General features: G+C 65.3%; 20 protein-coding genes and 2 pseudogenes. 16 read left to right on the forward strand and 6 right to left on the reverse strand.

The features are described from left to right. Positions 1 to 29: 29 nt before the first annotated feature. The 3 genes and pseudogenes from COW1_RS00135 to COW1_RS00150 form a co-directional block, all read left to right on the forward strand. Positions 30 to 812 (forward strand): ISL3 family transposase, encoded by a 783-nt coding sequence (locus tag COW1_RS00135; protein ID WP_201344986.1) that lies wholly within the window; start codon positions 30 to 32, stop codon positions 810 to 812. 48 nt (positions 813 to 860) lie between these two features. Next, positions 861 to 1,367 carry a transposase gene (locus tag COW1_RS00140; protein WP_255534327.1) on the forward strand — a complete coding sequence of 169 codons (507 nt, stop codon included), beginning with the start codon at positions 861 to 863 and terminating at the stop codon, positions 1,365 to 1,367. 117 nt (positions 1,368 to 1,484) lie between these two features. Further along, a pseudogene (locus tag COW1_RS00150) lies at positions 1,485 to 1,716 on the forward strand (transposase); the annotation flags it as partial. Positions 1,717 to 1,756: 40 nt separating this feature from the next. On the opposite strand, the gene istB reads toward COW1_RS00150, so the two are convergent. Both istB and istA read right to left on the reverse strand, forming a co-directional pair. Further along, on the reverse strand, positions 1,757 to 2,500 hold the full coding sequence (istB, locus tag COW1_RS00155) for an IS21-like element helper ATPase IstB (protein WP_201344988.1): 744 nt from the start codon (positions 2,498 to 2,500) through the stop codon (positions 1,757 to 1,759). A 20-nt stretch (positions 2,501 to 2,520) separates the two neighbouring features. Beyond that, positions 2,521 to 4,057, reverse strand: a pseudogene (gene istA / locus COW1_RS00160) (IS21 family transposase). A 513-nt stretch (positions 4,058 to 4,570) separates the two neighbouring features. Between istA and COW1_RS00165 the strand changes: the two are divergent. From COW1_RS00165 to COW1_RS00225, 13 genes are all read left to right on the forward strand, one after another. Next, positions 4,571 to 5,191, forward strand: coding sequence for a TetR/AcrR family transcriptional regulator (locus COW1_RS00165; protein WP_201344989.1), 621 nt, complete (start codon positions 4,571 to 4,573; stop codon positions 5,189 to 5,191). A gap of 91 nt (positions 5,192 to 5,282) precedes the next feature. After that, positions 5,283 to 6,149 carry a DUF2934 domain-containing protein gene (locus COW1_RS00170; protein WP_201344990.1) on the forward strand — a complete coding sequence of 289 codons (867 nt, stop codon included), beginning with the start codon at positions 5,283 to 5,285 and terminating at the stop codon, positions 6,147 to 6,149. After that, complete coding sequence (locus COW1_RS00175; RefSeq protein WP_201344991.1) at positions 6,149 to 7,819, forward strand: AarF/ABC1/UbiB kinase family protein; 1,671 nt, start codon at positions 6,149 to 6,151, stop codon at positions 7,817 to 7,819. The genes COW1_RS00170 and COW1_RS00175 overlap by 1 nt, the downstream gene beginning before the upstream one ends. Next, complete coding sequence (locus tag COW1_RS00180) at positions 7,816 to 8,769, forward strand: patatin-like phospholipase family protein (RefSeq protein ID WP_370590877.1); 954 nt, start codon at positions 7,816 to 7,818, stop codon at positions 8,767 to 8,769. The genes COW1_RS00175 and COW1_RS00180 overlap by 4 nt, the downstream gene beginning before the upstream one ends. Before the next feature lie 10 nt (positions 8,770 to 8,779). Then, complete coding sequence (locus COW1_RS00185; RefSeq protein ID WP_201344993.1) at positions 8,780 to 9,541, forward strand: polyprenyl synthetase family protein; 762 nt, start codon at positions 8,780 to 8,782, stop codon at positions 9,539 to 9,541. Between the two features lie 49 nt (positions 9,542 to 9,590). Beyond that, positions 9,591 to 10,673, forward strand: coding sequence for an efflux RND transporter periplasmic adaptor subunit (locus COW1_RS00190; RefSeq protein ID WP_201344994.1), 1,083 nt, complete (start codon positions 9,591 to 9,593; stop codon positions 10,671 to 10,673). Then, entirely contained in the window at positions 10,670 to 13,918 is a 3,249-nt protein-coding gene (locus COW1_RS00195; RefSeq protein WP_201344995.1) for an efflux RND transporter permease subunit, read from the forward strand. Before COW1_RS00190 ends, COW1_RS00195 begins: the two co-directional genes overlap by 4 nt. Positions 13,919 to 14,043: 125 nt before the next feature. Further along, on the forward strand, positions 14,044 to 15,255 hold the full coding sequence (locus COW1_RS00200) for a TolC family protein (protein WP_201344996.1): 1,212 nt from the start codon (positions 14,044 to 14,046) through the stop codon (positions 15,253 to 15,255). 19 nt (positions 15,256 to 15,274) lie between these two features. Further along, entirely contained in the window at positions 15,275 to 16,384 is a 1,110-nt protein-coding gene (locus COW1_RS00205) for an HlyD family secretion protein (protein ID WP_201344997.1), read from the forward strand. Further along, positions 16,381 to 18,327: an ATP-binding cassette domain-containing protein gene (locus COW1_RS00210; RefSeq protein ID WP_201344998.1), complete on the forward strand. Its 1,947-nt coding sequence runs from the start codon at positions 16,381 to 16,383 to the stop codon at positions 18,325 to 18,327. Before COW1_RS00205 ends, COW1_RS00210 begins: the two co-directional genes overlap by 4 nt. Beyond that, a complete protein-coding gene (locus COW1_RS00215) occupies positions 18,324 to 19,478 on the forward strand; it encodes an ABC transporter permease (RefSeq protein ID WP_201344999.1) in 1,155 nt (384 codons plus the stop codon). Before COW1_RS00210 ends, COW1_RS00215 begins: the two co-directional genes overlap by 4 nt. After that, positions 19,475 to 20,644: an ABC transporter permease gene (locus COW1_RS00220; protein WP_201345000.1), complete on the forward strand. Its 1,170-nt coding sequence runs from the start codon at positions 19,475 to 19,477 to the stop codon at positions 20,642 to 20,644. Before COW1_RS00215 ends, COW1_RS00220 begins: the two co-directional genes overlap by 4 nt. A gap of 6 nt (positions 20,645 to 20,650) precedes the next feature. Further along, positions 20,651 to 21,805, forward strand: a complete 1,155-nt coding sequence (locus tag COW1_RS00225; RefSeq protein ID WP_201345001.1) for an MFS transporter — start codon at positions 20,651 to 20,653, stop codon at positions 21,803 to 21,805. A 36-nt stretch (positions 21,806 to 21,841) separates the two neighbouring features. Here COW1_RS00225 and COW1_RS00230 read toward each other — a convergent pair whose 3' ends face one another. The 4 genes from COW1_RS00230 to COW1_RS00245 form a co-directional block, all read right to left on the reverse strand. Then, complete coding sequence (locus COW1_RS00230; protein ID WP_201345002.1) at positions 21,842 to 22,315, reverse strand: universal stress protein; 474 nt, start codon at positions 22,313 to 22,315, stop codon at positions 21,842 to 21,844. 79 nt (positions 22,316 to 22,394) lie between these two features. Next, complete coding sequence (locus COW1_RS00235; RefSeq protein ID WP_201345003.1) at positions 22,395 to 23,942, reverse strand: DHA2 family efflux MFS transporter permease subunit; 1,548 nt, start codon at positions 23,940 to 23,942, stop codon at positions 22,395 to 22,397. A gap of 9 nt (positions 23,943 to 23,951) precedes the next feature. After that, complete coding sequence (locus tag COW1_RS00240) at positions 23,952 to 25,031, reverse strand: HlyD family secretion protein (protein ID WP_201345004.1); 1,080 nt, start codon at positions 25,029 to 25,031, stop codon at positions 23,952 to 23,954. Positions 25,032 to 25,070: 39 nt separating this feature from the next. After that, a complete protein-coding gene (locus COW1_RS00245; RefSeq protein WP_201345005.1) occupies positions 25,071 to 25,499 on the reverse strand; it encodes a MarR family winged helix-turn-helix transcriptional regulator in 429 nt (142 codons plus the stop codon). Between the last annotated feature and the right edge of the window lie 316 nt (positions 25,500 to 25,815).

A 25,815-nucleotide genomic window follows, 5' to 3' on the forward strand; every position in this document is an offset into this window, starting at 1 on the left:
TTCGGGTTCACGTGGTGCCGGAGCCTGGCGTGACATGGACGTGTCCGCAGTGTGGACGCACCAGCCCCGGCTACGACAGTCGGCGGCGCCAATGGCGGCATCTGGATACCTGCCAGTACAAGACGGTGCTGGAGGCGGAGGTGCCGCGGGTGCAGTGCGCGGAGCATGGCGTGGTGACGGTGGCGGTGCCGTGGGCGGAGCCGGGTTCGGGATTCACGGCCTTGTTCGAGGCACTGGTCATCGACTGGCTGAAGGAAGCGAGTATTCAGGCGGTGGCGCGGCAATTGAAGCTGGGCTGGGGGGCCATCGACAGAGTGATGCAGCGCGCGGTAAAGCGTGGTTTGAAACGACGCACCACTCAATCGCCCGAGTACCTGAGCGTGGACGAGACCGCCTTCGCCCGGCGCCACGAGTACGTGACCGTAGTGACCGACCAGGAACGCGGTATCGTGCTGCACGTGGCAGATGACCGCAAGACGGAAAGCCTGTCGGCTTACTATGCCGAGTTGAGCGGCGAACAGAAGGCCAACATCAGGGCAGTAGCAATGGACATGTGGCCGGCCTACATCAGCGCCACCGAGGCGCACATCCCACAGGCACGGGAGAAGATCGCCTTCGATAAGTTTCATGTTGCCAACGAACGAGGCAGGAGCCGAGGAGCCCGCGGTAGGCGAGCCTTGGCGGGCGAAGCAGCCAAGGTGTGTCGCCGTAGAGTCATTGTGGCCAGGGCCTCAAGGAGGCCCGAAGCCGCAGGACGTGCCGCGGCTGCGCGAAGCGCATACTTGCCCCGAGTACGAATGTCGCCAGGGTGACTTGGATGTCCCGTGGCGACTTCATGAGGGCCGGGGCACGCTTGGTACCTGGGCGAGGCGGTGGACAAGGTGCGCCGGCAGGAGCGTCGCACCCTGCTGGCAGTGGGTGAGGATTGCCTCAAGGGCAGCAAATATGACTGGCTCACCAACCCGGCCAACATGACGCGCGCGCAACAGAATCGTTTCCGTGCCTTGCGCGACAGTAGCCTGAAGACGGCGCGCGCCTGGGCCATCAAGGAATTCGCCATGGGCCTGTGGCACTACAGCAGCCGCACCTGGGCGGCCAAGGGCTGGGCACGCTGGCTGTCCTGGGCGGTGCGCAGCCAATTGGAGCCGGTGAAGAAAACGGCTGCGACTATCAAGACACACTTGTGGGGCATCATCAACGCTGTCGTCTTGAAGGTTCACAATGGCCATGCCGAGAGCATCAACAGCCGCATCCAGCGCATGAAGAGTCGGGCGCGGGGATTTCGCAATCGGGAGCGCTTTCGCAATGCGATCTACTTCCATCTCGGTGGTCTTGACCTATACCCGGCTCAGGTGGGAAATCGGTGATTCAACCCACTCAAATGAGTGATGACCCCTTTTGTCTACTATTATGCGAAGAAAGCAGCGATACCACTCGTGGTGCTGACATGGGTAGTGTACCTGTCACTTACATTCAGCCTGCATCCGACGAAGTACGTGGTGTCGCAGGTGATCGGGCTATATCAAGGGCAAGAGCGCGATTCATTTGGCGCGTGTCTACGGAGAAAGGAAACGGAATTTCGTTGGACAGCATTTCTGGGCCCGAGGGTATTTCGTATCGACGGTGGGGCGAGATGGGGCGGTGATTTGGGAGTACATCCGTCTGGCTATTCCGACGAAGATGACCGTCGATTCCGACGATCGTGACCGCCTGTGAAGTGGCAGTCGCGCTGGTGGCGTTTTTGTAAGTCAACCGGTCACGATGGGTCAAGCTTTCGCTGCTTTTTACGCATTGAATCTCCTTTCAGCGGTAGTCGGTGGGCGTTGTGCAGCAGTCGGTCGAGAATGGCGTCGGCGAGGGTGGCCTCGCCGATGTATTCGTGCCAGCTCTCCACGGGTAGCTGACTGGCGATCAGGGTCGAGGACAGCCCGTTGCGATCCTCGATTACCTCCATCAGGTCGTTGCGCTGCGGGGCGGTGAGTTTCTGGATCCCCCAGTCGTCGAGGATCAGCAGGTCGGTATTGGCCAGCTGATTCATGAGACGGGCGTAGCTGCCGTCGCCGTGGGCGATGCGCAGCTGCTCGAAGAGCCTTGGCACCCGGAAGTAGCGGACCGAGTGGCCTTGGCGGCAGGCTTGGTTGCCAAGGGCGCAGGCCAGCCAGGTCTTCCCTGTACCGGTCGGGCCAGTGATGCACAGGTTCTGCTTACGTTCGATCCAGTGTCCATGGGTCAGGCTGGTCAAGTAGGAGCGGTCGATGCCGCGGGGATGGCGGTAGTCGATCTCCTCGACACAGGCGCTCTGGCGCAGCTTGGCGGCCTTGAGTAGGCGCGCCAGGCGGCGGTTGTCGCGGTAAAGCAGCTCCTCATCGACTAGCAGGGCGAGGCGTTCCTCGAAGGAGAGTTGGCCAATCTCCGGCTGGGCCAGTTGATGGGTGAGCGCTTCGGCCATGCCGGTCAGGCGCAGGGTGCGCAGGCGTTCGATGGTGTGTTGATGGGCCATGATGTGGGTTCCTCTCGAAGTCAGTGGTAGTAGCCGGGACCGCGGACGTTGGCGTGGACGGGCAGCTCGCCCGGCTCGGCCGTTGCCGAGGGCTGAGGCTGGCGGTCGAGGCCATGGTCGAGGATGGAGTGGATGCTGCGGTAGCTCGGTGAGCCAAGGGCCAAGGCCCGTTCGCAGGCATCCTCCAACCGGGGCCGGGTGAAGCGCTTGGCCAGGTTTAACAGCCCCAGGCAGGCGCGGTAGCCGTGCTCGGGGTGGGGCCGCTCGGTGAGCTGGCGCTTGACCACCTCCAGGGTGCAGGGGCCGATGTCGGCGGCCCAGTTCATGAAGCGCCCCGGGGTCCAGCTCTGATGGCGCTGGTGGGACTTGGGCATGTGCTCGGGATTCGTAGTGAAGCCGCCCTTGGGCTTGCGGGGATGGCTGGCCACGCGGGTGCCCTTGTGGAAGACCTCCACCAGGGCGGTGCTGGCGCGCACGTCCAGGCGCTGGCCGACCAGGCGATGGGGGACGCTGTAGTAGTGATGACCGACCTCGACGTGGTAGTCGATCCCGGCCTTGGCCTGCTTCCACTCGGCGTAGTCGTAGGCACTCGCCGGTAGCGGCTTCAGGGCCAGGCGGTCGAGCGATTCGAAGGCGCTCTGGCGCGAGCCGGGCAGCTTCTGGAAGGGGCGCTCGTTCAGCTCGACCAGCAGCTTGGCGATGGCGGCATTGAGCTGGTCCAGCGACAGGAAGGTGTGGTGGCGCAGGCGCGCCAGGATCCACCGCTCGACCACTTGGACACCGACCTCGGCCTTGGCCTTGTCCTGGGGCTTGTAGGGCCTGGCCGGGAGGATGGCCGTGCCATAGGCGGGCCAGCTCCTGGTAGGTCTCGTTGGGCTCCGGGGCGTAGCGGCAGGGGTGGCTGACGGCGCTGCGCAGGTTGTCCGGGACCAGCAGCGCCGGGACCCCGCCGAAGAAGGCGAAGGCGCGCTGGTGGGAGGCGATCCAGTCAGGCAGCCCCTGCGTCCAGGTCGCCTCGGCGTAGGTGTAGCTGGAGGCGCCGAGCACGGCGACGAAGACCTGCGCGTGGCGGATCTCGCCGCTGGTCGGGTCGACCACCTTGACGGTCGGCCCGCAGTAGTCGATGAACAGCTTCTCTCCGGCCTGATGAAGCTGGCGCATGCTGCGCTTCTGCCGACCGGCCCAGTCCCGATACAGGTTGCAGTAGCGGCTGTAACGATAGGCGCGCTCGCCGTGGGTGGTGGCGTACTCGGACCACTGCAGTTGCAGGGTCACGCCCTTGCGTTTGAGTTCCTGGTGGATGGTGGGGAAATCCGGTTCGACCAGGCGCACCGGCGTCTCGGCGACCGGAAACAGCTGCCGCTCCAGGGCCGTATCGTCGAGGTCCTCCGGCAGAGGCCAGCTCAGTCCCTGGGCTTGACTCAGGCTCAGATACTTGGCGACGGCGCCCTTGGAGACCCCGACCGCTCGGGCGATTTTTTCGTAGCTCAGCCCCGCCTCATGGCGCAGGCGTAGTACATCTCGGATCTTTCGCATTGGAATCCTCTTGGTCGGCATCGCCCTCTCCCCAAAAGGGGTGGGGTATGCCGCATTGGTTAGGAGAATTCCAGCGCACTGCCGGGTGATTCCGAGGCATCGTGACCGGCCATTCCGACATCGTGACCGATTCTTCGCCTTCGTCGGAATCCGCGGTCACGTTCCGTCGGAATGAGCGGTCACGCTCGCTCGGAATACGCACCGTCACCAGGAGGAGGAAGACAAACGCCTCGATCAGATAGATCTGTGGCGCTAAGTGTGGGCCACCGAACGGTGGCCCGAACGGATACGGGGCCGCGTCAGCGACCCCGAACAGCCGCTTTGAGCGGCTCACAAACTAAAGCCCCCGGCTCTGCCGGGGGATACTTACTCCTGTTGGCGTCGTCGGCATCGGCCAAGTGCCTCAGATCGGCCGCCGGGTTCGACTCCGCTTATGTCAGATCTCGATCACCTCTATCTTCGGCAGGCAATTTACATCGCCAAGAGTCATTATCTATACTAAACGTTCGTTAAGTTACCTGGTGGAAAGCATACATGAGCAGACAGGCGATCAAGACCATTCCCAAGCGAAAAACGCGGGAAGAGATTCTTGAGTTATCGGTGCCTCTATTTGCCCAACGCGGCTATGACGGCGTTTCGATGCGCGATGTTGCTGCCGCCGTCGGCTTTACCCAAGCGGCGCTTTACTACCACTTCTCCGACAAGGATCAGCTCTATCTGGATGCGGTGGGGTACGAATTCAGAGAAAGAGAGGCCGCGCTGAAAGACATGCTGGCCGGCAACGGACCTCCGTTGGAGCGGCTTGAGCGTTTTGTTGCCGAGCTCGCCCGGATGATGGCCATGGATAAGGACTTTCTGCGGCTGATGCAGTGGGTGCTGTTGGACACCGACGAAGCGCGTCAGAGCACCTTGGCCAAACAGGTATTCAGGGACATGTTCGTTGCCGTCCATGATCTCGCCAGCGAACTGTACCCGCATCAAGATGCCCACCTATTTGCGATGTCGATCTTTGGCTTGGTGATATTCCATTTCCAGGCCGGTACAACTCGCAAGTTTATGCCAGGACACCGGCCCCGCCAGGACAACCCCGAGGTGTTGGCACGCCACGTATGCGAACTGCTGCGACGGAGCCTGGCCGCTGATGGGGATGAGTAGTGATGATCGGTCTGCTGGCTAGCCCTGCGATACCCGGCCCTGTACAGGCCAGATTTTCCACACACTTCACTTTAGAAAAGGAGCAGCGACCATGGCAAAAACCAAATCCGCAGGCGCACGGAATGTGACACCGGAATCCGTTGCTGAGATGAACCCGCCTGTCACCGCGGAGGAACGCTATCGAATGATCGCGGAGGCCGCCTATTTCCGCGCCGAGAAGCGCGACTTTCTGGGCGGCGACGTGGCTGGAGACTGGCTGCAGGCCGAGGCCGAGGTCGACCGGATGCTCAAAGAGCAGGGACGTCTTCCCCTTCTCCCACCGGAGGAAATCGAGCGACAGGTACAGGACGCCCTCGCTACCGAGCCGGCCGCGATCGCCGATCAAGTGCGCGCGATCACGCTTGATGCGCTGACGCGCGGCCATCTTGATCGCGACGCGCTCAAACGCGTGACGGCGGCGGTGGTCAAAGGCGCCCGCGAAGGCGCCGCCCCGCTCGGGGAAGACGGCGGACGAGCGCTGAAAGAGGCAATGCGCGGTCTGGACGAGGCGCTCGCCGGGGCAGCGGAGGCCGCTCAGTTGGCCATTCAGGAGGCGGCGGGTCGCAGCAGCGAGTTCTCCCGGGAGGGACTGAAGCGAGCGGTGGACGATCTCGCCACGCTACAGACGCTGTTCCTTGAAACCTTGCAAGTTACCGCACGGGAGACCAAGGGCGTCGCCCAGGCAACCTTCACCGAGCTTGCCGAACATGCCCACCGCAGCGGCTCGGCCGTCAGCCGGCGGGTCAGGACGGCGCTCGAACAGTTGCCCCACGCCATGGAGGAAGGCGCGCGCGATCAGACCAAAAAAGGTGTGAAAGTCCTGCGCCATGAAGGCGCACTGCTGGCCGGTTTGGCCGCTGGTCTACTGCGGGGCGTCGCCGCGCGCCTGGAATCGAAAACCTCAGACAAGGACGTTTGATGCTCTGGCAAGCGATCAGCGCCGTCCGCGACCTGGGCCGCCTGCATGACATCGCCACCGTCCTGATCCGTTACGGCTTCGGCGACCTGGTGCGGCGAGTCGGCCTGGCGGGGGCGCTGGAGCGGGCCGGCCGCGCGCTGCACTGGCAGGCGCCGGAAGAGCTGGCGCGGTTGGATCCGCCGGCCCGCGTGCGCCGCGCGCTGGAGGACCTGGGGCCGAGCTTCGTCAAGCTGGGGCAGATCCTCGCCACCCGTGTCGACCTGTTTCCGCCGGAGTGGATCGCCGAGTTCAGCAAGCTGCAGGACGCGGCGCCCGCCCTTCCCTTCGCCGAGCTGCTGGCGCAACTGACGGAGGATCTGGGAGAGCCGCCGGAGACGGTCTTCGCACGTATAGAGACACAGCCGCTGGCTGCGGCCTCGCTGGCCCAGGTGCATCGCGCTTGGCTTGCGGACGGCACGGCCGTCATCCTCAAGGTGCGGCGCCCCGGGATTCGGCCGATCGTCGAGGCCGACCTGCGCCTGCTGGCGCGGCTGGCCGAGATCATCGAGTCAGAAGCGCCCGAGTTGCGTCGCTACCGGCCGCGGGAGGTGGTGCGCCAGTTCACCCAGTCACTGCGCCGCGAGCTGGATTTTTCCGCCGAGGGCCGCAGCGCCGAGCGCATCGCCGCCCACTTCGCGGACCACCCCGAGATCGTCGTGCCCCGCATCCATTGGCCGTGGACCGGCGAGCGGCTCAATGTGCAGGACTATGTCGAGGGCATTCCCGGCCGTAACCTAGCCGCCGTGGACGCCGCCGGCCTCGACCGCCAACTGCTGGCCCGGCGCGGCGCGCAGGCCGTGCTCAAGATGATGCTCGAAGATGGCTTTTTCCACGCCGATCCGCACCCCGGCAATGTCTTCTACCTGCCGGACAACCGCATTGCCTTCATCGACTTCGGCATGGTCGGCCGCCTCTCCGAGGAACGCCGCTATCAACTGGCACTGCTGCTGCACGGTCTGGTCAGCCACGAGGCGGGCGAGGTGGCCGACGTGTTGCTGGACTGGGGTGGCGACGTTCAGACCGACGGCGAAACCCTGGCTACCGAAATCGACGCCTTCGTCGACCAGTATCACGGCGTGCCGCTCAAGCGCCTCGATCTGGCTGCCATGCTCTCCGACCTCATCGCCATCCTGCGCGAGCACGGCCTCGCCCTGCCGCCCGACCTGGCACTGCTGATCAAGGCCTTCATCACGCTGGAGGGCATGGGGCGCCAGCTCGACCCCGACTTCGACATGGCGGGCGAGGCCGCGCCATTCCTCGAACGGGTGCTGCTCGCCCACGCCATGCCTGGCGCCCTGGTTCGGCGCGGCTGGCGCAGCGTGAGCAACGCGCTTGCCCTGCTCGCCAGCCTGCCCCAGGATCTGCGCCAGCTGCTGCGCGCCGCGCGGCGCGGCAAGCTCCAGGTGCAAGTCGAAGTCCTGCCCCTAAAGCAATTTGGCGACCGGCTCGATCGCGCCGCCAGCCGCCTGGCGATCAGCGTCGTCACCGCCGCCCTGATCGTCGGTTCGGCCATCGTCATAACCGTCGAGCGTGCGCCCGGCCTGCCCTCCCTCGGGCTGATGGGCTTCATTGCCGCCGTGATCGGCGGCATCTGGCTGCTGATCTCAATCTGGCGCGGGGGAAAAGGATGAATATGGCCCAACTTGAACGCAGTAGCGTTTCGACCCCGTCTGCGCACAAGGTCGGCCTGGCGCTGGGCAGCGGCTCGGCGCGCGGGCTGGCGCACATCGGCGTGTTGCGCGCTATCGAGGAGGCCGGCATCGAGGTGGATTGCATCGCCGGCACCAGCATCGGGGCCGTGATCGGCGCCATCTACTCGGCCGGTAAGCTGGAAGGACTGACCGAGCGCTTTCTCCAATTCGACTGGAAGCGCATCATCTCCCTGCTCGACCCGGTCTTCCCCCGCTCGGGACTGATCGATGGCCAGAAGATCGACGATTTCGTGCGCGCTCATGTGCAGGCCCAGCGCATCGAGGACCTGCCCATTCCCTTTCGCGCCGTGGCCACCTGCATCATGAGCGGCGAGGAGGTGGTGGTCGGGGCGGGCGACCTGATCGAGGCGGTGCGTGCCAGCATCTCGGTGCCCGGCATCTTCACGCCGGTGCGCAGCAACGGCCGCATCCTGGTCGACGGCGGCCTGGTCAACCCGGTGCCGGTGAGCGTGGCGCGCGCCATGGGCGCCGACCTGATCATCGCCGTCGATCTCAACCACGACATCGTGGCGCATCGGACGACGCACCCGCAGCGGGGCGTCCAGGCACTCAGTTCGAACGCCACCATGACGCGCCTGCTGACCAGCTTGCAAGCCGTGAAAAGCCCGGTCCTGGCCCAGTTCGAGGCTTGGCTGCACCAGGAACCGCTGCCGGGCATCTTCGATGTGCTGCTGAGCTCAATTTACATCATGCAGGCGCGCGTCACCCAGACCAACCTGCGGCACGACAAACCGGACATCCTCATTCAGCCGCCCCTCGGGGCGGTGCGGTTCATAGAGTTCGACCGCGCCGAGGAAATCATCGAGATCGGCTACCGCAGCGCGGCGGAGCAGCTGGCCCGCTGGAAAGCGATGCAAACTCATGACTGACACTCATCCCATGAACTTTGCCGAGACCGTCATGACTGGCGTGCGCGCCGCCGTAGCGGGCACCCTGTCCTGCGAGGCTGCGCCCGTCCAGCTTGCCTTGCGTCTCTTACTGTCGAACCAGCAAATGCCGATCCGTGCGTTTGTCACCTCTAGCCTCCATTCAGGCCAGACGGGCATCGATGCCGGCACGGCGCTGGACCTGATCCACATCAGCCTGCAGCAGTTGCACGCCCACGTCGATGCGCCTGGCGGCGTTTCAGCGCTGCTCGGCAACGCCGCCGCGGTGCTGGCGGGTGACTACCTGACCACCGGGGCCTTTCGCCTCCTGGTGCGCTGCGCCAATCCGCACGTCCTGGCCGTGGTTTCCGATGCGGTCACCCGCGCGGCAGAACTGGAGGCCGCCAATCTGAGTCGGGCGCAAGACACTAGCGGCGATCCGGTCCTATGGCTGCGGACTCGTCAACGATTGGCGGCGCCGCTGGGTGAGGCTGCCGGCACTGTGGGCGCCATCCTTGCGGGCTACCCTGATCCGCTCGCCGACGTCGCCCGGCGCTACGGCGCAAGCCTCGTGGCCAGCCAGGTCTTGATGCAGGAAGCCGATGTCATGGACCGCTGCGGGGCGCGCACGGCCCTGCATGGGGGCGCGCTCGACCTGTGCCGCCAGGCGACGCAGCACGCGCAGACCATCGCGACGGCCACCGGGAACCAGCGGCCGCTCGAACTGGTTGATCTGAACATGGCAAATATCGAGGCGGTGCGCTCGGCGCCATGACCCACACCCTTTCCAGCACCAAGAAAACCCCATCGGAAGATTGCATTTGATGAGAAGAAGAAACCTGTTGATAGGCGTGGCGCCGCTGGCGATGTCCGTGCTTTTGGCCGCTTGCGACAAAGCGCCGGAGGCCCAACTCCAACCGAACCCGAAAAGCTGGAACCTGCCGATCATGACGGCGCCGATGGGTGCGCCGATCGAGCACACCACGGTGGGTTCGGTGGTGTCCGACCAGCGTGTCGATATCGCCTCGCGCCTGAGCGGCTATATCCGGGAGATTCAGGTGCAGGAGGGCGACCGGGTACAGCGCGGGCAGGTGCTCGCCCGCCTGGACGCCGCCGATGTGGAAGGCGGCATCCGTCAGGCGGCAGCTGCGCACGGCGCGGCGCAGGCCGCCTTGCGGGATGCGCAAACCGATCTCGAGCGCTTCGAGCGCCTGTTCGAGCGCGGCGGCGTCTCGGACAACGAAATGCGCAAGGTGCGGCTGAAATTCGACGCCGCCCGCGAGGCCCTGAACCAGGCGCGCGCCGGTCTCGACACGGCACTCGCCCAGCGCGCCTATGCCGAGATCAGCAGTCCGGTGGACGGGCTGGTGGTGGCCCGCCTCAAACGGGTCGGCGACCTGGCCGTACCCGGCGTGCCGCTGCTGACCGTGGAATCGGGGCGCGACCTGCTGTTTGAAACCTTCGTGGCCGAAAGCCGGATCGCCGCCATCGAGACGGGCCAGGCGGCGCGGGTCAGTCTCGATAGCCTGCCCGCGCCTCTGTCCGGCAGGGTGACCCGGGTGGTGCCCTCCGGTGACCCGGTCAGCCGCCGCTACCAGGTCAAGATCGCCTTGCCCGAAACGCCTGGGCTGATGCCTGGGATGTTCGGTCGTGCCGTCTTTACCCTGGGGGAAAGCCCTGCGCCGGTGGTGCCCCGGCGGGCGCTGACCGAGCGCGGCGGGCTCACCGGCGTGTTCGTGGTGGACGGCGAAGGCCTGGCGCGCTTCCGCTGGCTGCGCACCGGCCGTGAATGGCCCGATCGGGTCGAGGTGAGCGCCGGTCTCGCGGCGGATGAGCGCTTCGTGGCGGCGGTCGAACCCGCCCTGCGCGAGGGCGACCGCGTCATCCCGGCGGAGGCCGCGCAATGACTGACCGCCGGCTCAACAGCGCCGGGCGCCTGGCGGACATCTTCGTCACCTCCAAACTGACCGTCTTGTTCATGCTGGCCTGCGCCCTGCTGGGGCTGCTGGCGCTGGCGCTCACCCCGCGCGAGGAAAACCCGCAGATCGTGGTGCCCGGCGCCGAGGTGCAGGTATTGTTGCCCGGCGCCTCGGCCGAAGAGGTAGAGGACCTGGTGATCCGCCCCCTGGAGGGCATCGTCAAACAGATCGCGGGGGTCGATCACACCTACGCCACCGCCGTGAACTCGATGGGTGTGCTGATGGTGCAGTTCAAGGTGGGTGAAGACAAGGAGCAATCCCTGGTCAAGCTCTACGACCGTGTGCTGGGCCAGCGCGACCGCTTGCCGCCTGATGCCGGCAATCCGCTGATCCGTAGCGTGGACGTGGACGACGTGCCCATCGTCACCGTCACCCTGGCATCGGAACACTACGACGACTACGCCCTGAAGCGACTGGCCGACCGCCTGCTCGAAGGCGTACGCAGCCTGGAGGCGGTATCGGCTGCCTACGTACAGGGTGGCCGCGACCGGGAGCTGCGCATCGAGCTGGATCCCGAGCGCCTGCAGGCCTTCGGCGTGACCCTCGATCAACTGCGCGCCGCCCTGGCCGCGGGCAATGTCTCCGCCCCGCTGGGCACGGTGGTGCGGCAGGGACAGAATCGCGACGTGTTCCTGGATGGCTTTTTCGCCTCGACGGAGGATCTGCAGCATCTGATCGTCGGCCATCACGCCGGCCGCCCGATTTATCTGGGCGACGTGGCGCAGGTCATTGACGGCCCGCCCGAGGAGCGTACGCAACTGAGCCGTCTCGCCTTTGGCCCCGCCGATGCGCGCTTCGGCAAGTCGCAGCAGCCTGAAATGCCGGCGGTGACGCTGGCGGTCGCCAAGAAAACCGGCACCAACGCCGTGCGGGTGGCCGATGAGGTGATCGAGCGCATCGCGCGGATGCAGGCGCAATTCGTGCCCGCCGGGGTTGATCTGGTGGTGACCCGCAACGATGGCCAGAAGGCCGACGCGGCCGTGAACGTGCTGATCATGCACCTGGGGGTCGCCGTGCTGGCGGTATTCCTGGTAACCGCGGCCTTCCTGGGGCTGAAGGAGGCACTGATCGTCGGCGTCACGGTGCCGCTGATCCTGGCGCTCACCCTGGGCGCGGCCTACTTCGCCGACCTGACCATCAACCGCGTCTCGCTGTTTGCGCTGATCCTCTCGCTCGGGCTGCTGGTCGATGCCGCCATCGTCGTCATCGAGAACATCCACCGCCGCTACGGCCGCCTCGGCCGGGCGGAAAAGCCCCGCGTCACGGTGGATGCCGTCAACGAGATCGGCTCACCCACCAACCTGGCGACCCTGGCGGTGATACTGGTATTCGGCTCGCTGCTGGTGGTCAGCGGCATGCCGGGGCAGTACTTCTATCCGGTCGCCTTCAACGTCCCTGTCGCCATGGCTGCCTCCCTGCTGGTGGGCTATGCCGTGGTGCCCTGGGCGGCCAACCGCTGGCTCAAGCCGGGCGAGGGTCATGACCTGGAGGACCACGACAGCCGAGACCGCCTGCACCGCTATTACCACGTGCTCATGACGCCCCTGGTGGACAGTCCGTCCCGGCGACGGGCCGTGTTTGCGCTGGCTGCCCTGGCGATCATGCTGTCGCTGTTCCAGCCCGCCTGGCAGTTTGTGCGGCCGGCCGGCCTGAGCGGGCCGCAGGCCTGGTTCGGCGTCGAGATGGCGATGATGCCCAAGGACAACAAGAACACCTTCAACATCACCCTCGACCTGCCGCAGACCGCCCCGGTGGAGACCACCGACCGGCTGGCCCGCGAGGTCGGCGCCCTGTTGCGCCAGAATCCCTACGTCACCGATTACCAGAGCTGGATCGGCCAGGCCGGGGTGATCGATTTCAACGGTCTGCTGCGCGGTGCCGGCAACAAACAGGGGCCACATGTGGCGGAGATCCGCGTCAACCTGCAGGACAAGACCACCCGCCGCGTGAGCTCGATCGAGATCGTGCGCGCGCTGCGCCCGGCGGTGCAGGCCATCGCCGCGCGTTATCCCGGCAGCACCGTGCAACTGCTGGAAGACCCGCCGGGGCCGCCGGTGCGCGCCACCGTGCTGGCCGAGATTTACGGGAAGGATCCGCAACAGTTGCGCGCGCTCTCCGCGCAAGTCAAGGCGGCTTTCCGGCAGACCTATGACATGGTGGAGGTGAATGATTCCGAGGGGGAGGATGTGTACGAGCACCGCTTAGTGGTCGACCGGGAAAAGGCCGCGCTGTCGGGCCTGAGCGTCGCGGAGGTGGCCATGGCGCTGCGCCGCCTGATCGATGGCGAGGAGTTGGGGCGCGCCCATGTTCAGGGCGAGAAGAACCCGGTGCCCATCCGTCTGCAGATCCCGCGCCGTCATCAGATCGCCCCCGAGCTGCTGTCACGGGTGTCGCTCACCAACCGGCAGGGGCAGCGCGTGCCGCTGTCCGAACTGGTGCGTGTGACGCCGGCCCTAGCCGATCGCCCCATCCTGCGCAAGGACGGCGAGCGCGTCAGCTTCGTGGGCGGGGAACTCGCATCCACCGCGCCCCTCTATGCCGTGCTCGACCTCGACCGGCGCCTGGACGGCCTGCTGTTGGACGATGGCAGCCGGCTGACCACCGGCAACCTGCGCCTCAACCCGGTGACCGCGGACACCCTGGACGGCCCGCGTCTGCTCTGGGATGGCGAGCTGCGCATGACGCTCGATACCTACCGCGACATGCTCGGTGCCCTGGGACTGGCGATCACCTTCATCTTCCTGGTGCTGGTGGCCTATTACCAGTCGTTCACCCTGCCGCTGGTCGCCATGGCGGCAATCCCGCTGGGGCTGGCGGGCGTCTTTCCCGGACACTGGTTGATGGGGCAGCCGTTCAACGCCACCTCGATGATCGGCATCATCGCCCTGGCCGGCGTGGTGGTACGCAACTCCCTGCTGATCATCGACTTCGTGCTCGACTACCAACGCCAGGGCATGGGCCTGCGCGAGGCCATCCTCGAGGCCGGCGCGGTGCGCTTTCGGCCCATCCTGCTGACCGCCCTGGCCATCGTGCTCGGCAGCGCGGTGATCCTCTCCGACCCGGTGTTCGGTGGTCTGGCCGTGTCGTTGATTTTCGGCACCATCGCTTCCACCGTGCTCACCCTGATCGTCATCCCCTTGCTCCTTTATCTGCTGCTCCAGCGCAAGCAGTAGGCACAAGCGGAAACGGCAACCATAATGGCAGAAGGAAAACCATGATACGCAAGCATCGTTTACGGAGGTTTCGCGGCGCGCTCCTGATCACGGCACTGATCGCGGGCAACGCCGCCGCCGAATCCTTGCAGCAGGCATGGGACACCGCCCTGGCAGTGGATCGCGGCCTCAGGGCCACACGGGAAAACACCGCCGCCACCGCCAGCCTGCTGGAGGCGGCCAAGTCGGCGCGCCTGCCCAATGTGGCGCTGGAGGCGGGTTACACTGCCCTCGACAACACGCCGGCAGCCAAGGCCGAGTTCTTCGGCCAGTCGCTGCAAATGCCGCTGGCGCAAAAAGAGAGCGGTGCCTACAAGGCCATGGCCACGCTGCCGCTCTACACGGGCGGGCGTATCGAGCGCGGCATCGAGGCCGCCGCCTCGGCCCTCGAAGCGGCCAGGCTGGGCGAAACCGGCGATGAGCAGAACCTCAAGCTGCGCGTGGCCGAGGCCTATGTCGGAGTGCTGCGCACAGGTCGCCTGCTGAAAGTGGCCGAAAGCCATGTGCGCAGCCTGGAAGCCCATGCCCGCGATGTCGAGAACCTGCTCGGCCAGGGCATGGTGGCGAGAAGCGATCTCTTATCGGTTCAGGTGGCTCTGGCCGATGCACGGCAGAAGGCTTTGCAGGTCGCCAACGCCGTGGACCTGGCTCGGGCCGCCTACAACCGGCCGCTTGGGCGGCCGCTGGAGCAGACGGTCAGCCTGGACGAGCTGACGCCGCCGGACGGCGATCCGCCGCCCCTGGCCGGGCTCACCGCGCGTGCGCAGGAACAACGCAGCGAGCTGGCCGCGCTCCGCCACCAGGTCGAGGCCTTGCGCCAGCAGGCGGCCGCCGTGCGCGGGGAGAACCGTCCACAGGTCGCGCTGTCCGGTGGCTATGGCTATCAGGAAAACCGCTATCAGGTCCACGAAGGCCAGTGGATGGTCACCTTGGGCGCCAAGTGGAACGTCTTCGATGGAGGGGTGGTGAACCACCGCGCCAGTGCCGTCGAGCGGCAGGCGGCCGCGCTTTCGGAACAGCGCGAGGACCTGGCCTCCGTCATCGCCTTGCAGGCACGCCAGGCCTGGCTGGATGTGCTGGAAACCCGCAAGCGCCTGGCCGTGACGCAGTCCGCCATCGCCCAGGCCGAGGAAAACCTGCGCGTGGTGCGCGACCGCTATGCCAACGGTCTGTCCACCCATACCGAGGTGCTCGACGCCGAAACCTTGCGTGCCAACAGCGAGGCCAATCACGCCGCCGCGCTCTATGACGCCGCGCTGGCCGGACTGCGGCTCAAGCGTGCCGTGGGCGATCTCTAGAGAGGGGGAGGGGGCCACCGTGAAGAAAAACATCCCACCCGTCTGGCTCGTTTCCGGATTGACCGTGCTGGCCCTGCTCGCCGTCGCGGGTTGGTGGTTCTGGCTGCGCACGCCGCCGCTGCCGGAGGGCCTGATCCAGGTCAACGGCCGTATTGAGGGCGATCACTATGCGGTCGCCGGGAAGGTCCCGGGCAAGGTGGCGGACCTCCCGGCCCGTGAAGGGGATAGCGTAAAGAAGGGCGAGGTGCTCGCCCGCCTGGACGATGCCCAGGTCCGCGCCAGGCTCGATCAGGCTCGCCAAGCGGTCAGTGCCATGGAGGCGCAATTGAAAGCGGCGCAGACGGCGCTCGCCGTGGCGCGCAAGGACCTGCCCTTGGCGATCCAGACCGCCGAGGCCCACCTCGCCCATGCCCGCGCGCAGCTCGCCTCGGCCCGTTCCAGCGCGGAGCAGGCGGCGCGGGATGCCGAACGCTTCCGCAGGCTGGCCGAGGTGGGCACGGTGGACCGGCACCGTTACGAGCAGATGGCGCTCGCCGCCGAGGTCGCGGCCAACCAGGCGCACTCAGCCGAAGAGGCCGTGCGCGTGGCGGAAAGGCAGCTCGCCCAGGCGCGTCTGGGCGATGAACGGCTGCGCGCCAAGGAGGATGAGGTCAAGGCCCTGGCCGCCCAGCTCGATCAGGCGCGGGCCGCGCTGAAAGAGGCCGAGAGCGTGCTCGCCGACCTCACCATCGTCGCGCCCGCCGACGGCATCATCACCCAGCGCCTGGTGAATGCGGGCGAGGTGGTCGCCGCGGGTGCGCCACTTTTCGACATCGTCGATCTCGACCGGCTCTATCTGAAGGTTTACGTGCCGGGCAAGGAGATCGGCAAGGTGCGTCTGGGCCTGCCGGCGCGCATCCACACCGACGCCTTCCCCGACCAGCCCTTCGCGGCCACGGTGCGCTACATTGCCTCCCAGGCCCAGTTCACGCCCAAGGAGGTGCAGACACCGGACGAGCGGGTCAAGCTGGTGTATGAGGTGCGCCTCTATCTGGATGCGAACCCCGAGCACCGCGCCACGCCGGGCCTGCCCGCGGATGCGGTGATCCGCTGGCAGGAGGACGCGCCGTGGGCGAAACCGCGCTGGTGAGCGACGCCGCGCCCGTGGTGCGGGTGGAGGGCTTGCGCAAACGCTACCGCAAGCAAACCGCCGTGGACGGGGTGAGCCTTGCGGTTCAACGCGGTGAGATCTACGGCCTGATCGGTCCTGACGGGGCGGGCAAGAGCAGTCTGATGAAGGCCGTCGCCGGGGTGCTCGCCTTCGAGGGCGGCCGCATCGAGGTTTTTGACCAGCGCATCGATTCGGAGGCCGCGGCGGAGAAGGTCAAGGGACGCATCGGCTTCATGCCGCAGGGGCTGGGGCTCAACCTCTACCCGGAATTGTCGGTGGAAGAAAACATCGATTTCTTCGCAGAATTGCGTGAGGTGCCGCAGGTGATGCTCGCGACGCGCAAGGCCAGGCTGCTGGCCATGACGCGCCTGGACAGGTTTCGCGACCGGCCGATGAAACAGCTCTCCGGCGGCATGAAGCAGAAGCTGGGCCTGGTCTGCACCCTGATCCACGAGCCGGAGCTCATCGTCCTCGACGAGCCGACCACCGGCGTCGATCCGGTCTCGCGCCGCGACTTCTGGGCGATCCTGACGCAACTGCTGCGCGAGCGCGGCGTGACGGCGCTGGTCTCCACCGCCTATCTGGACGAGGCCGAGCGTTTCGCGCGCCTGGCCCTGCTGCATGGCGGCCGCGTGCTGGCGGAAGGCCCGCCGCAGGCGATCCTGGACGCGGCGCCGGGCACCCTGGTCGAACTCGCCGCCCCTGCGCAGATGGAGGCGCTCGAACGACTCAAGCCCCACTTCCCCGATATCGAGGCGGTCGGCGGGCGGATTCGGGTCTTCGTCCCGGATGGGGCGCACGCGGCCGCCCTGGAACGGGTGCATGCCCTGCTCGATGGCCTTGAAGTCCACGAGACGAGCGCCTCGCCCCCGACCCTGGAGGACGCCTTCATCATCCTTTTGCGCCGCGAGCAGGCGGTCGAAGAGGAGCAGCGGACGGTCGCGCAGCGCACGGACGACCCGCCACCTGCCGATGGTGTGGCCATCGAGGCGCGGGGGCTGACGCGTGACTTCGACCACTTCCGCGCCGTCGATCAGGTCAGCTTCAGCGTGCAGCAGGGGGAAATCTTCGGTCTGCTCGGCGCCAACGGGGCGGGCAAGACCACGGTGATCAAGATGCTCACCGGCATCCTGCCGCCCACGGGCGGCGCGGGCGCGGTGGCCGGGGCGGACATGCGCCATGCCGGATGGGCCATCAAGGAGCGCATCGGCTATGTATCGCAGGCGTTTTCGCTCTACCAGGACATGACGGTACGCGAGAACCTGCGCCTGTTCGCGCGCCTCTACGGCGTGACGCGCCAGCATCTCGATGCCCGCATCCGGCGCGTGGTCGAGCTGACCGGGATCGGCAAGGTCTGCGATGAACTCGTCGCGCGCCTGCCGATGGGCATCCGCCAGCGCCTGGCGCTCGCCTGCGCGCTGGTGCACGGGCCGCGCGTGCTGTTCCTGGATGAGCCGACCTCCGGCGTGGACCCCATCGGCCGGCGGCGCTTCTGGGAGATTCTGGTGCACCTGGCACGCGTGGATGGCGTGGCGATCCTGCTCACCACCCATTACATGAGCGAGGCCGAGCACTGCGACCGCCTGGCGCTGATGCATGCCGGACAGATCATTGCCGACGATACCCCGCAAGCACTGAAGGACGCGCTGCAGCGGGAGGCGGGGCAGATGCTCGACATCGCCGCCGAGCCCGTGCTGCCGGCGTTGCAGGCGCTGGAACAGGCAGGCATGGGACAGCCGGCCCTGTTTGGCCGCCGCCTGCATGTGCTGGCGCAGGATGTGGACGCGACCCGCGCGCGCATCCGCACCCTGCTCGAAGGGAAAGGCGTGACGGTGCATGACATCACGCTGAAGATGCCGTCGCTCGAGGATGTGTTCGTTCACCGCATCCTGGCACGCGAACGCGCGGAGGCGGGGCGATGAACCTGCGCCGCATCCTGGCCGTGAGCTACAAGGAATGGCGCGAGATCGTCCGCGACCGGCTGTTCCTCAGCCTGGCCTTCGTCGTGCCCAGCGCCCTGATGCTGATCTTCGGCTACGGCCTCACGCTGGACGTGGAGCACATCCCCTTCGCCGTGGTGGACCACGACAAGAGCGCCGCCAGCCGCGACTACCTGCACCGCTATATCGACTCACGTTACTTCGACTACCGGGGAGAGCTTGCCAGCGAGCGCGAGATCGAACCGCTGTTGGCCGACAGCCGCATTCGCCTGGCCATCGTCATCCCGCCGCGCTTTGGCGAGCGTCTCGCCCAGGGGCGCGCCGTGGCGGTGCAGACCCTGATCGACGGCACCTTCCCGTTCCGCACCTCGAGCAGCCAGGGCTACGTGGTGGCCATCAATGCCGCCTACAACACGGAACAGCTCTCGCGTTACATCGCCGCCCGCCTGGGCGTGCCGCCCGCCACGGCCCAGGCCATGGCGCAACCGGTCACGGTGGAGATGCGCTACATGTTCAACCAGGCCATCCGCAGCACCTGGTCGATCGCCTCGGTGCTGGTGATGTTCGTGCTGATGATCACCCCGCCGTTTCTGACCGCGCTGGGCGTGGTGCGCGAGAAGGAAAACGGCTCCATCTACAACATCTATGCCTCGACGGTGACGCGCGGCGAGTTCCTGATCGGCAAACTCACCCCCTACGTCGGCATCTCCCTGCTCAACTTCCTCATCCTGTGGCTGTTCGCCACCCGCCTGTTCGGCGCGCCGTTCAAGGGCGACCCGCTGTTTTTCGCCCTGGCCTCGACGGTGTTCGTCGTGTGCACCACCGGCATCGGCCTTTTGGTGTCGCTGCTGGTGCGCACCCAGGTGGCGGCGATGATGCTGACCGTGGTGGTCACCATCGTCCCCTCGGTGCTCTATTCGGGACTCTTGGTGCCCATCGCCTCCATGGACCCCATGGGGCAGTTCGAGGCGCACCTGTTCCCCGCCATGTACTACGCCGACATCGTGCTCGGCAGCTTCCTCAAGGGCGTGGGGCTCGACGTGCTGTGGGGCAAGGTGCTGGCGCTGGCGATTTACGCCTTCGTTCTCTGGACGGCCAGCTTCCTCCTGTTCAATAAGAGGCCCAAGGCATGATGACGCCGAACGAGCGGATGACGAGCCGGCTCGGCCTGTGGCTGTGGCGCTTCTGGGCGATGACGCTCAAGGAACTGATCCAGCTCGGCCGCGATGGCCTGCTGGTGTTCGCCATCGCCTACCTGTTCCTGTTCGATACCTACATGGCGGGCAATGTCGGCATGAACCTGAACAACGCCGTGGTAGTGGTGCACGATGCCGACCAGAGCGCCGCCTCCCGCGAGCTGATCTACCGTTTCCAGCCGCCCTACTTCAAGCAGGGCGGCGAGGTGGCGGACGTGCGTACGGGTCAACGTCTGCTCGACACCGGCGGGGCGCTGGTGGTGCTCGATATTCCGCCGCGCTTCGAGCACGACCTTCTCACCGGCAGACCGACCGCCGTGCAGGTGCAGGTGGATGCCGCCAACACCGTGCTCGGCTTTCTCGCCGCCAGCTACAGCAGCCAGATCATCGGCCAGTATGGCTTCGATCAGGCGCTCGCGCGGCTGGGCCAGAGCGCCAGCGCCCTGGAAAACGTGCCGATCGTCCAAAGCGAGCATCGGGTCTGGTACAACCCCAACCAGAAGGATGCCTGGTTCATGCCGCTCTCCGAGCTGCTGGTGGTGATCACCATCATGTCCATCATGCTGCCGGCGGCGGCCGCAGTGCGCGAGAAGGAGCGCGGCACCATCGAGCAACTGTTGGTCACCCCGCTTTCCTCCCTGCAGATCCTGCTGCCCAAGGTGGTCGCCATGACCCTGGTGATCCTGCTGGGCACGGCGGCGAGCCTTGGGCTGGTGCTGCACGGCGCCTTCGATTTCCCCATGAAAGGCAGCCTTACACTTTTCTTCACCGTCACCGCGCTGTATGCCTTCACCACGGCGGGGCTGGGCCTCTACATCGCCACCCTCGCCCGCAACCTCGCCCAGGCCGCGCTGCTCGCCATCCTCGTGCTGATGCCGATGATCTTCCTCTCCGGCGCCTGGACCCCGCCCGAGGCCATGCCGGCGGGACTGCGCCAGGCCATGTACCTCTCGCCGCTCTACCACTTCATCGAGATGGGCTACGGCATTCTGCTCAAGGGCGCTGGGCTCGACGTGCTATGGGACGCATTGCTGGGCTTGGCGTTGCTCGGCATGGCGATTTTTGGGCTGGGTGCGTGGCGTTTCAGGCGCCAGTTCGGGTAGCACGGTATGAAACTTCCCAAGGGCGTCGTTGCACTCGGCCTTGTGAGCCTCACCATGGACCTCTCCTCGGAGATGATCCATAGCCTGCTGCCGGTGTTCCTGGTCACGGTGCTGGGCGCATCCGCGATGGCGGTAGGCACGATCGAAGGCATCGCCGAGGCGACAGCCTCGATCGCCAAGGTATTTTCCGGCGTGATCTCCGACTGGGTAGGGCGCCGCAAGCCGCTGGTGCTCATCGGCTATGGCATGGCGGCGCTGACCAAGCCGCTGTTCCCGCTTGCCACGGGCGTCACGGCCGTGCTCGTCGCCCGATTTCTCGACCGCATCGGCAAGGGTATACGCGGCGCTCCGCGCGATGCGCTGATCGCGGACATCACCCCAGAGGCGCAGCGTGGCGCCGCCTACGGCCTGCGCCAGGCGATGGACACGGTGGGGGCCTTCGCCGGGCCACTCGCCGCGATGGGCTTGATGGCGGCGAGCCACGACGATTTCCGTCTGGTGTTCTGGGTGGCGGTGCTGCCCGCTGTCATCTGTGTGCTCCTGATCGCTTTCGGCGTCGAGGAGCCCGCGGCCACGCGCTCCGCGGCCAGGACACAGTTTCCCATCAGCCGCGCCAGCCTCGCGCGGCTCACCGGCCGTTTCTGGCGGGTGGTGGCATTTGCCGCAGTGCTGACCCTGGCGCGCTTCTCTGAGGCCTTTCTGCTCCTGCGCGCCGAAGACGTGGGGCTCGCCCCGACCTGGGTACCGATGATCCTGATCGTGATGAACGTCGTCTACGCGGCGAGCGCCTATCCCTTCGGCAAGTTCTCCGACAACGGCGGCCGCCGCACCTTACTCGTCTGGGGCGTGGTTTTCCTGATCGCCGCGGACCTCACACTCGCGCTCGCCGCGAACGTCTGGGTCGTTGGCCTCGGGGCGGCGATCTGGGGCCTGCACATTGGCGCGACGCAAGGGCTGTTGTCGGCGCTGGTCGCTGACGCCGCGCCGGCCGACCTGCGCGGCACCGCCTTCGGCGTATACAATCTGGTGAGTGGCGCGGCTTTGCTCGCCGCCAGCGTCATCGCCGGCGGACTGTGGACCTGGGCTGGTCCGGCGATGACGTTCTACGCGGGCGCCGTATTCTCCCTGGTTGCGCTGGCAGGGCTTGTGGCGCGGCGCTGAGCGCGCCGTAGCGTCTCACCTGGTTAGCGAGCTTGCTTATCGATCTGCTGCGTGATCTCGTGGCGCGTGGGGAGTTTCGCGCGGCATGGAAACAAACAAACTGCAGGGTAGTTTGTCGAGGAGGGAATGGCCTACCGATCCGCGCCACCAGCGGTCGAAGGCCGAGCGCCGATGGTGGCCGACGATAACGAGGTCGGCGCCGACCTCGCGGACAAAATCGCCGATGGCCTCGGCCGGCGCCTCCCATATCCTGATGGAGCCGGTAGCGTCCAACCCCGCCTCGCGCAGGCGTGCGAGGCCTATCTCAAGGATGGCGCTGATGTAGGCACGGTCTTTTTCCGACAGATCTTCTTGCAGCGGACCCGCAGCCAGGAAATATGGCGACAGCGGCGGAACAACCGCCAGCAGATGACAGCGGGCGTTGAAGCGACTTGAAAGCGCGATACCCTCCTCAAGCGCATCTTGGCACTCGGCGCTGCCATCATAGGCGAAAACGATAGTCTGAAACATGCAATTGTCCTCCGATGGCGTCAAAAGTATGTCTGCTATTCACCAATTGTTTGCGGTCGCATATTCGGCAGCGCGGCCGTCACTCCATCGCCGCGTTCCCCCCGTTCACTGCAGCTTTCTTCGGTGACGCCCGCAACAGGATTATCAGCGGGATGGCGGCCACCGTGATCCACATCATCAGTCGGAAGTCCTGCAAGTAGGCCAGCGTAGCGGCCTGGCGCGTCACCTCGCCGTTGATTGCTGCCAATCCCTGGGGTGTCGTCAAATCGTAGGCACCGGCCTCGACGGCACGTTTGAGTGCCAGGTTGAACGGGTTGATGTAGTCGGCGAGGGCGGCGTGATTGGCCTGAGTGCGTTGCGCCAGATAGGTCATCACCACCGAGATGCCGATGCTGCTGCCGATGTTGCGCATCAGGCTGAACAGCGCTGTGCCCTCATTGCGGTATCGCGGCGCCAGGGTGGCAAAGGTGATGGTGGATAGCGGCACGAAGATAAATCCCAGCCCCAACCCTTGCGTGATGCCGGTGCGCACGATGTCCCAGCCGCTGATGTCCATGTCGAAAAGGGTCATCTCCCACAGGGAGAGACTGGTCAAAACGAGGCCCAGAAAAATCATGTGGCGCACGTCCACCTTGCCGGACAATTTGCCCACCGCAATCATTGCGATCATGGTGCCCACGCCGCGCGGGGCCAGCAGATAACCGACATCGATCACCGGGTAGCCCAGCAGGCCTTGCATGAACGGCGGCAGCAGGGCCATGGTGGCGAGCAGGATGACCCCAACGATGAAGATGAACAGCAGGCCGACGCTGAAGTTGCGGTCTTTGAACAGCCCGGGTTCGATGAACGGATGCTCGTGGGTGAACATGTGAGCGATGAAAAGAAAGAGCGCGAGGCCCGCGAGCATGGCCTCGATCACCACTTCCGGGTTGGTAAACCAGTCGAGCGATTCTCCACGGTCCAGCATCATCTGCAGCGCGCCGATGCCGAGGCTCAGCAGTGCAAAGCCGAGCAAGTCGAAACGCCGCGTACGGTCAATCGGCGTTTCACGCACGAACGACGCCAGGCCGAACCATGCCAGCAGGCCAAACGGTAGGTTGATATAGAAGACCCAGCGCCAGTTGTAATACTCGGTCAGCCAGCCGCCGAGCGTGGGGCCGAGAATCGGCCCCACCATCACGCCCACGCCCCACATCGCCATCGCCGATCCATGGCGCTCGCGCGGAAACGTATCGAGCAGTACGGCCTGCGATAGTGGTACGAGGCTCGCGCCGAATATTCCTTGCAGCAGACGAAAAAGTACGATCTGGTTCAGGCTTTGCGCGGCGCCGCATAGCATCGACGCAAGAGTAAAGCCGATCACCGACCACATGAAAACGCGCTTGCGTCCCCAGCGCGCCGAAAGAAAACCGGTCAGGGGCATGAAGATCGCTGCCGCCACGATATACGAGGTCAGCACCCAAGCAATCTGATCCTGGGTGGCGCCCATTGTCCCCTGCATGTGCGGTAGCGCCACGTTGGCGATAGTCGTGTCCAATGCCTGCATGATGGTCGCCAGCATGACCGATACGGTGATCAAGCCGCGATGTGCGCTTTCCGGGCTTGTGGCTGTCGTCGCAGCGGTCATTATTTGATCTCAGAGCGAAAATCCGAGTACGCGACGGCGATGGCCAGTGTCGATTTCCACCGTGGCGCTCAACCCCGCGCGCAGTCGCGGCAGGTTCGGTGCGGTTTCGATCTTGACCCGCACGGGCACGCGCTGTGCAATCTTGACCCAGTTGCCGGTGGCATTTTGAGCGGGGATTATCGAGAACTCCGCCCCTGTGGCGGGACTCAGGCTTTGCACCATCCCCTTCCATACCGTGTCGGGGTAGGTATCGACATGGATAGTGACCGGTTGGCCCGGATGAACGTAGGTGAGATCCGTCTCGGTGAAGTTGGCTTCGACCCACAAGTTCCCACTGACCACCAAGGCGAGCGCCATGGAGCCGGCGGCGACATACTGCCCGGGCTTAGGTGGCTTGCTGACGATGCCGGGCAGGGAGGCGCGCACCTCGACCCGCGCCAGATCGAGCCTGGCTTGCTCCAGTTCGGCCAGCGCCACCCGATAGCTTGGGTGGCGCTCCACTGGCGAATCGACGCTGCCTCCCATGGTTTCCGCGATGCGCTTTAGATCCTGCTCCAAGGCTTTGATTTGCTGCGTGGCGATGTCGGTACTTTGCGTGGCGTCGTCGAACTTCGACGCCGAGATAAGATGCCGCCCCACCAAATCTGCTTGTCGCCGTAGGTCCTTTTGGGCAAACGTGTACTTGGTTCGCGCCAGCGCGATTTCCGCCTGTTTCTCGCGGTAACTCGCCTTGAGTGAAGCTAGATCGATGCGCACCTGCGCCAGTTTGGCTTCGGCTTTAGCCAGCGCAATCTGAAACGGCGCAGGATCAAGCCGGAACAGCGGCGTGCCTGCCGCGACGGACTGGTTTTCTTGAACCAGCACTTCCTTGACCATCCCGGACACCTCGGCACTGACCGGTACCTTGTCGGCCTTGACATAGGCATTGTCGGTTTCGACATATCGCCCGCCCTTGAGGTAGACGATCGCAACGACGAGTGCAGCGACCAACGGAACCCCAAGCAGCAGCATCAGCCGTTTTAAGCGGTGCTTGGGTGGTCGTACGGTTTCGATGGTAGTCGTTTCGTCGACGATCGGGGAATCGCTCATGAACAGGTGGCTCCGGGAATAACGTTGATTTGCGGGTTCTCACCGCGATCCGAGGTTGTCGCGCATCTTGCGAAGAGCGAGGAAGACGAGGGCGACTTTTTGTTCGTCGAGATCGCGCAGGGCATCGGCCTGGATCGCCGCAGCGACCTGTCCAATTGTTGTCAGGCGGGAAGCAGCGGCTGGCGTCAGAAATATCTGATAGGCCCGCCGATCAACGGAATCAGGCCGGCGCTCTACCAACCCGGCATTGGCCAGTTGGTCGATCAAACGGGCGAGCGTAATGGGTTGCACTTCCAGCAATTCGGCCAACTTCACTTGGTGGACACCCTCATGGCGAGAGACATAAACGAGCGTCCGCGCTTGAGCAAGGGTGAGGGAACTGCTCTCCAAGCGCTGCTGGAACTCCCGCCGCATCAGACGGGAAACGTCCGCCAGCAGGAAACCAAGGCTGTCTTGTGGCAATTTCATGAGTTGGCATCATCAATTAATACGTATTGCTTATTATATAAGTAAGACATAATAACTGTCAAAATACGCCATATGTCGCACCTTTGGCCCCGTCCACGTAAGCCATTCAGCGAAATCGGACAGCTATCAAGGGGCGTGGATGTGGCAGAAGAGTGGCTGCAGGCCGAGATTGACCAGATGCTCAAAGAGCAATGCAAAGATTCAGAGGGCAGTTCGGATGAATCGAGTCGAAACGGAAAGAATGCATCCAGCGCTTTGATCACGCGGTCGGCGTCTGATCCGTTGCGCTCAACCGAAGCGAAACGCGCGATGCCGC

This window comes from Thiohalobacter sp. COW1, assembly GCF_016629505.1.
Lineage (GTDB): Bacteria > Pseudomonadota > Gammaproteobacteria > Thiohalobacterales > Thiohalobacteraceae > Thiohalobacter > Thiohalobacter thiocyanaticus_A.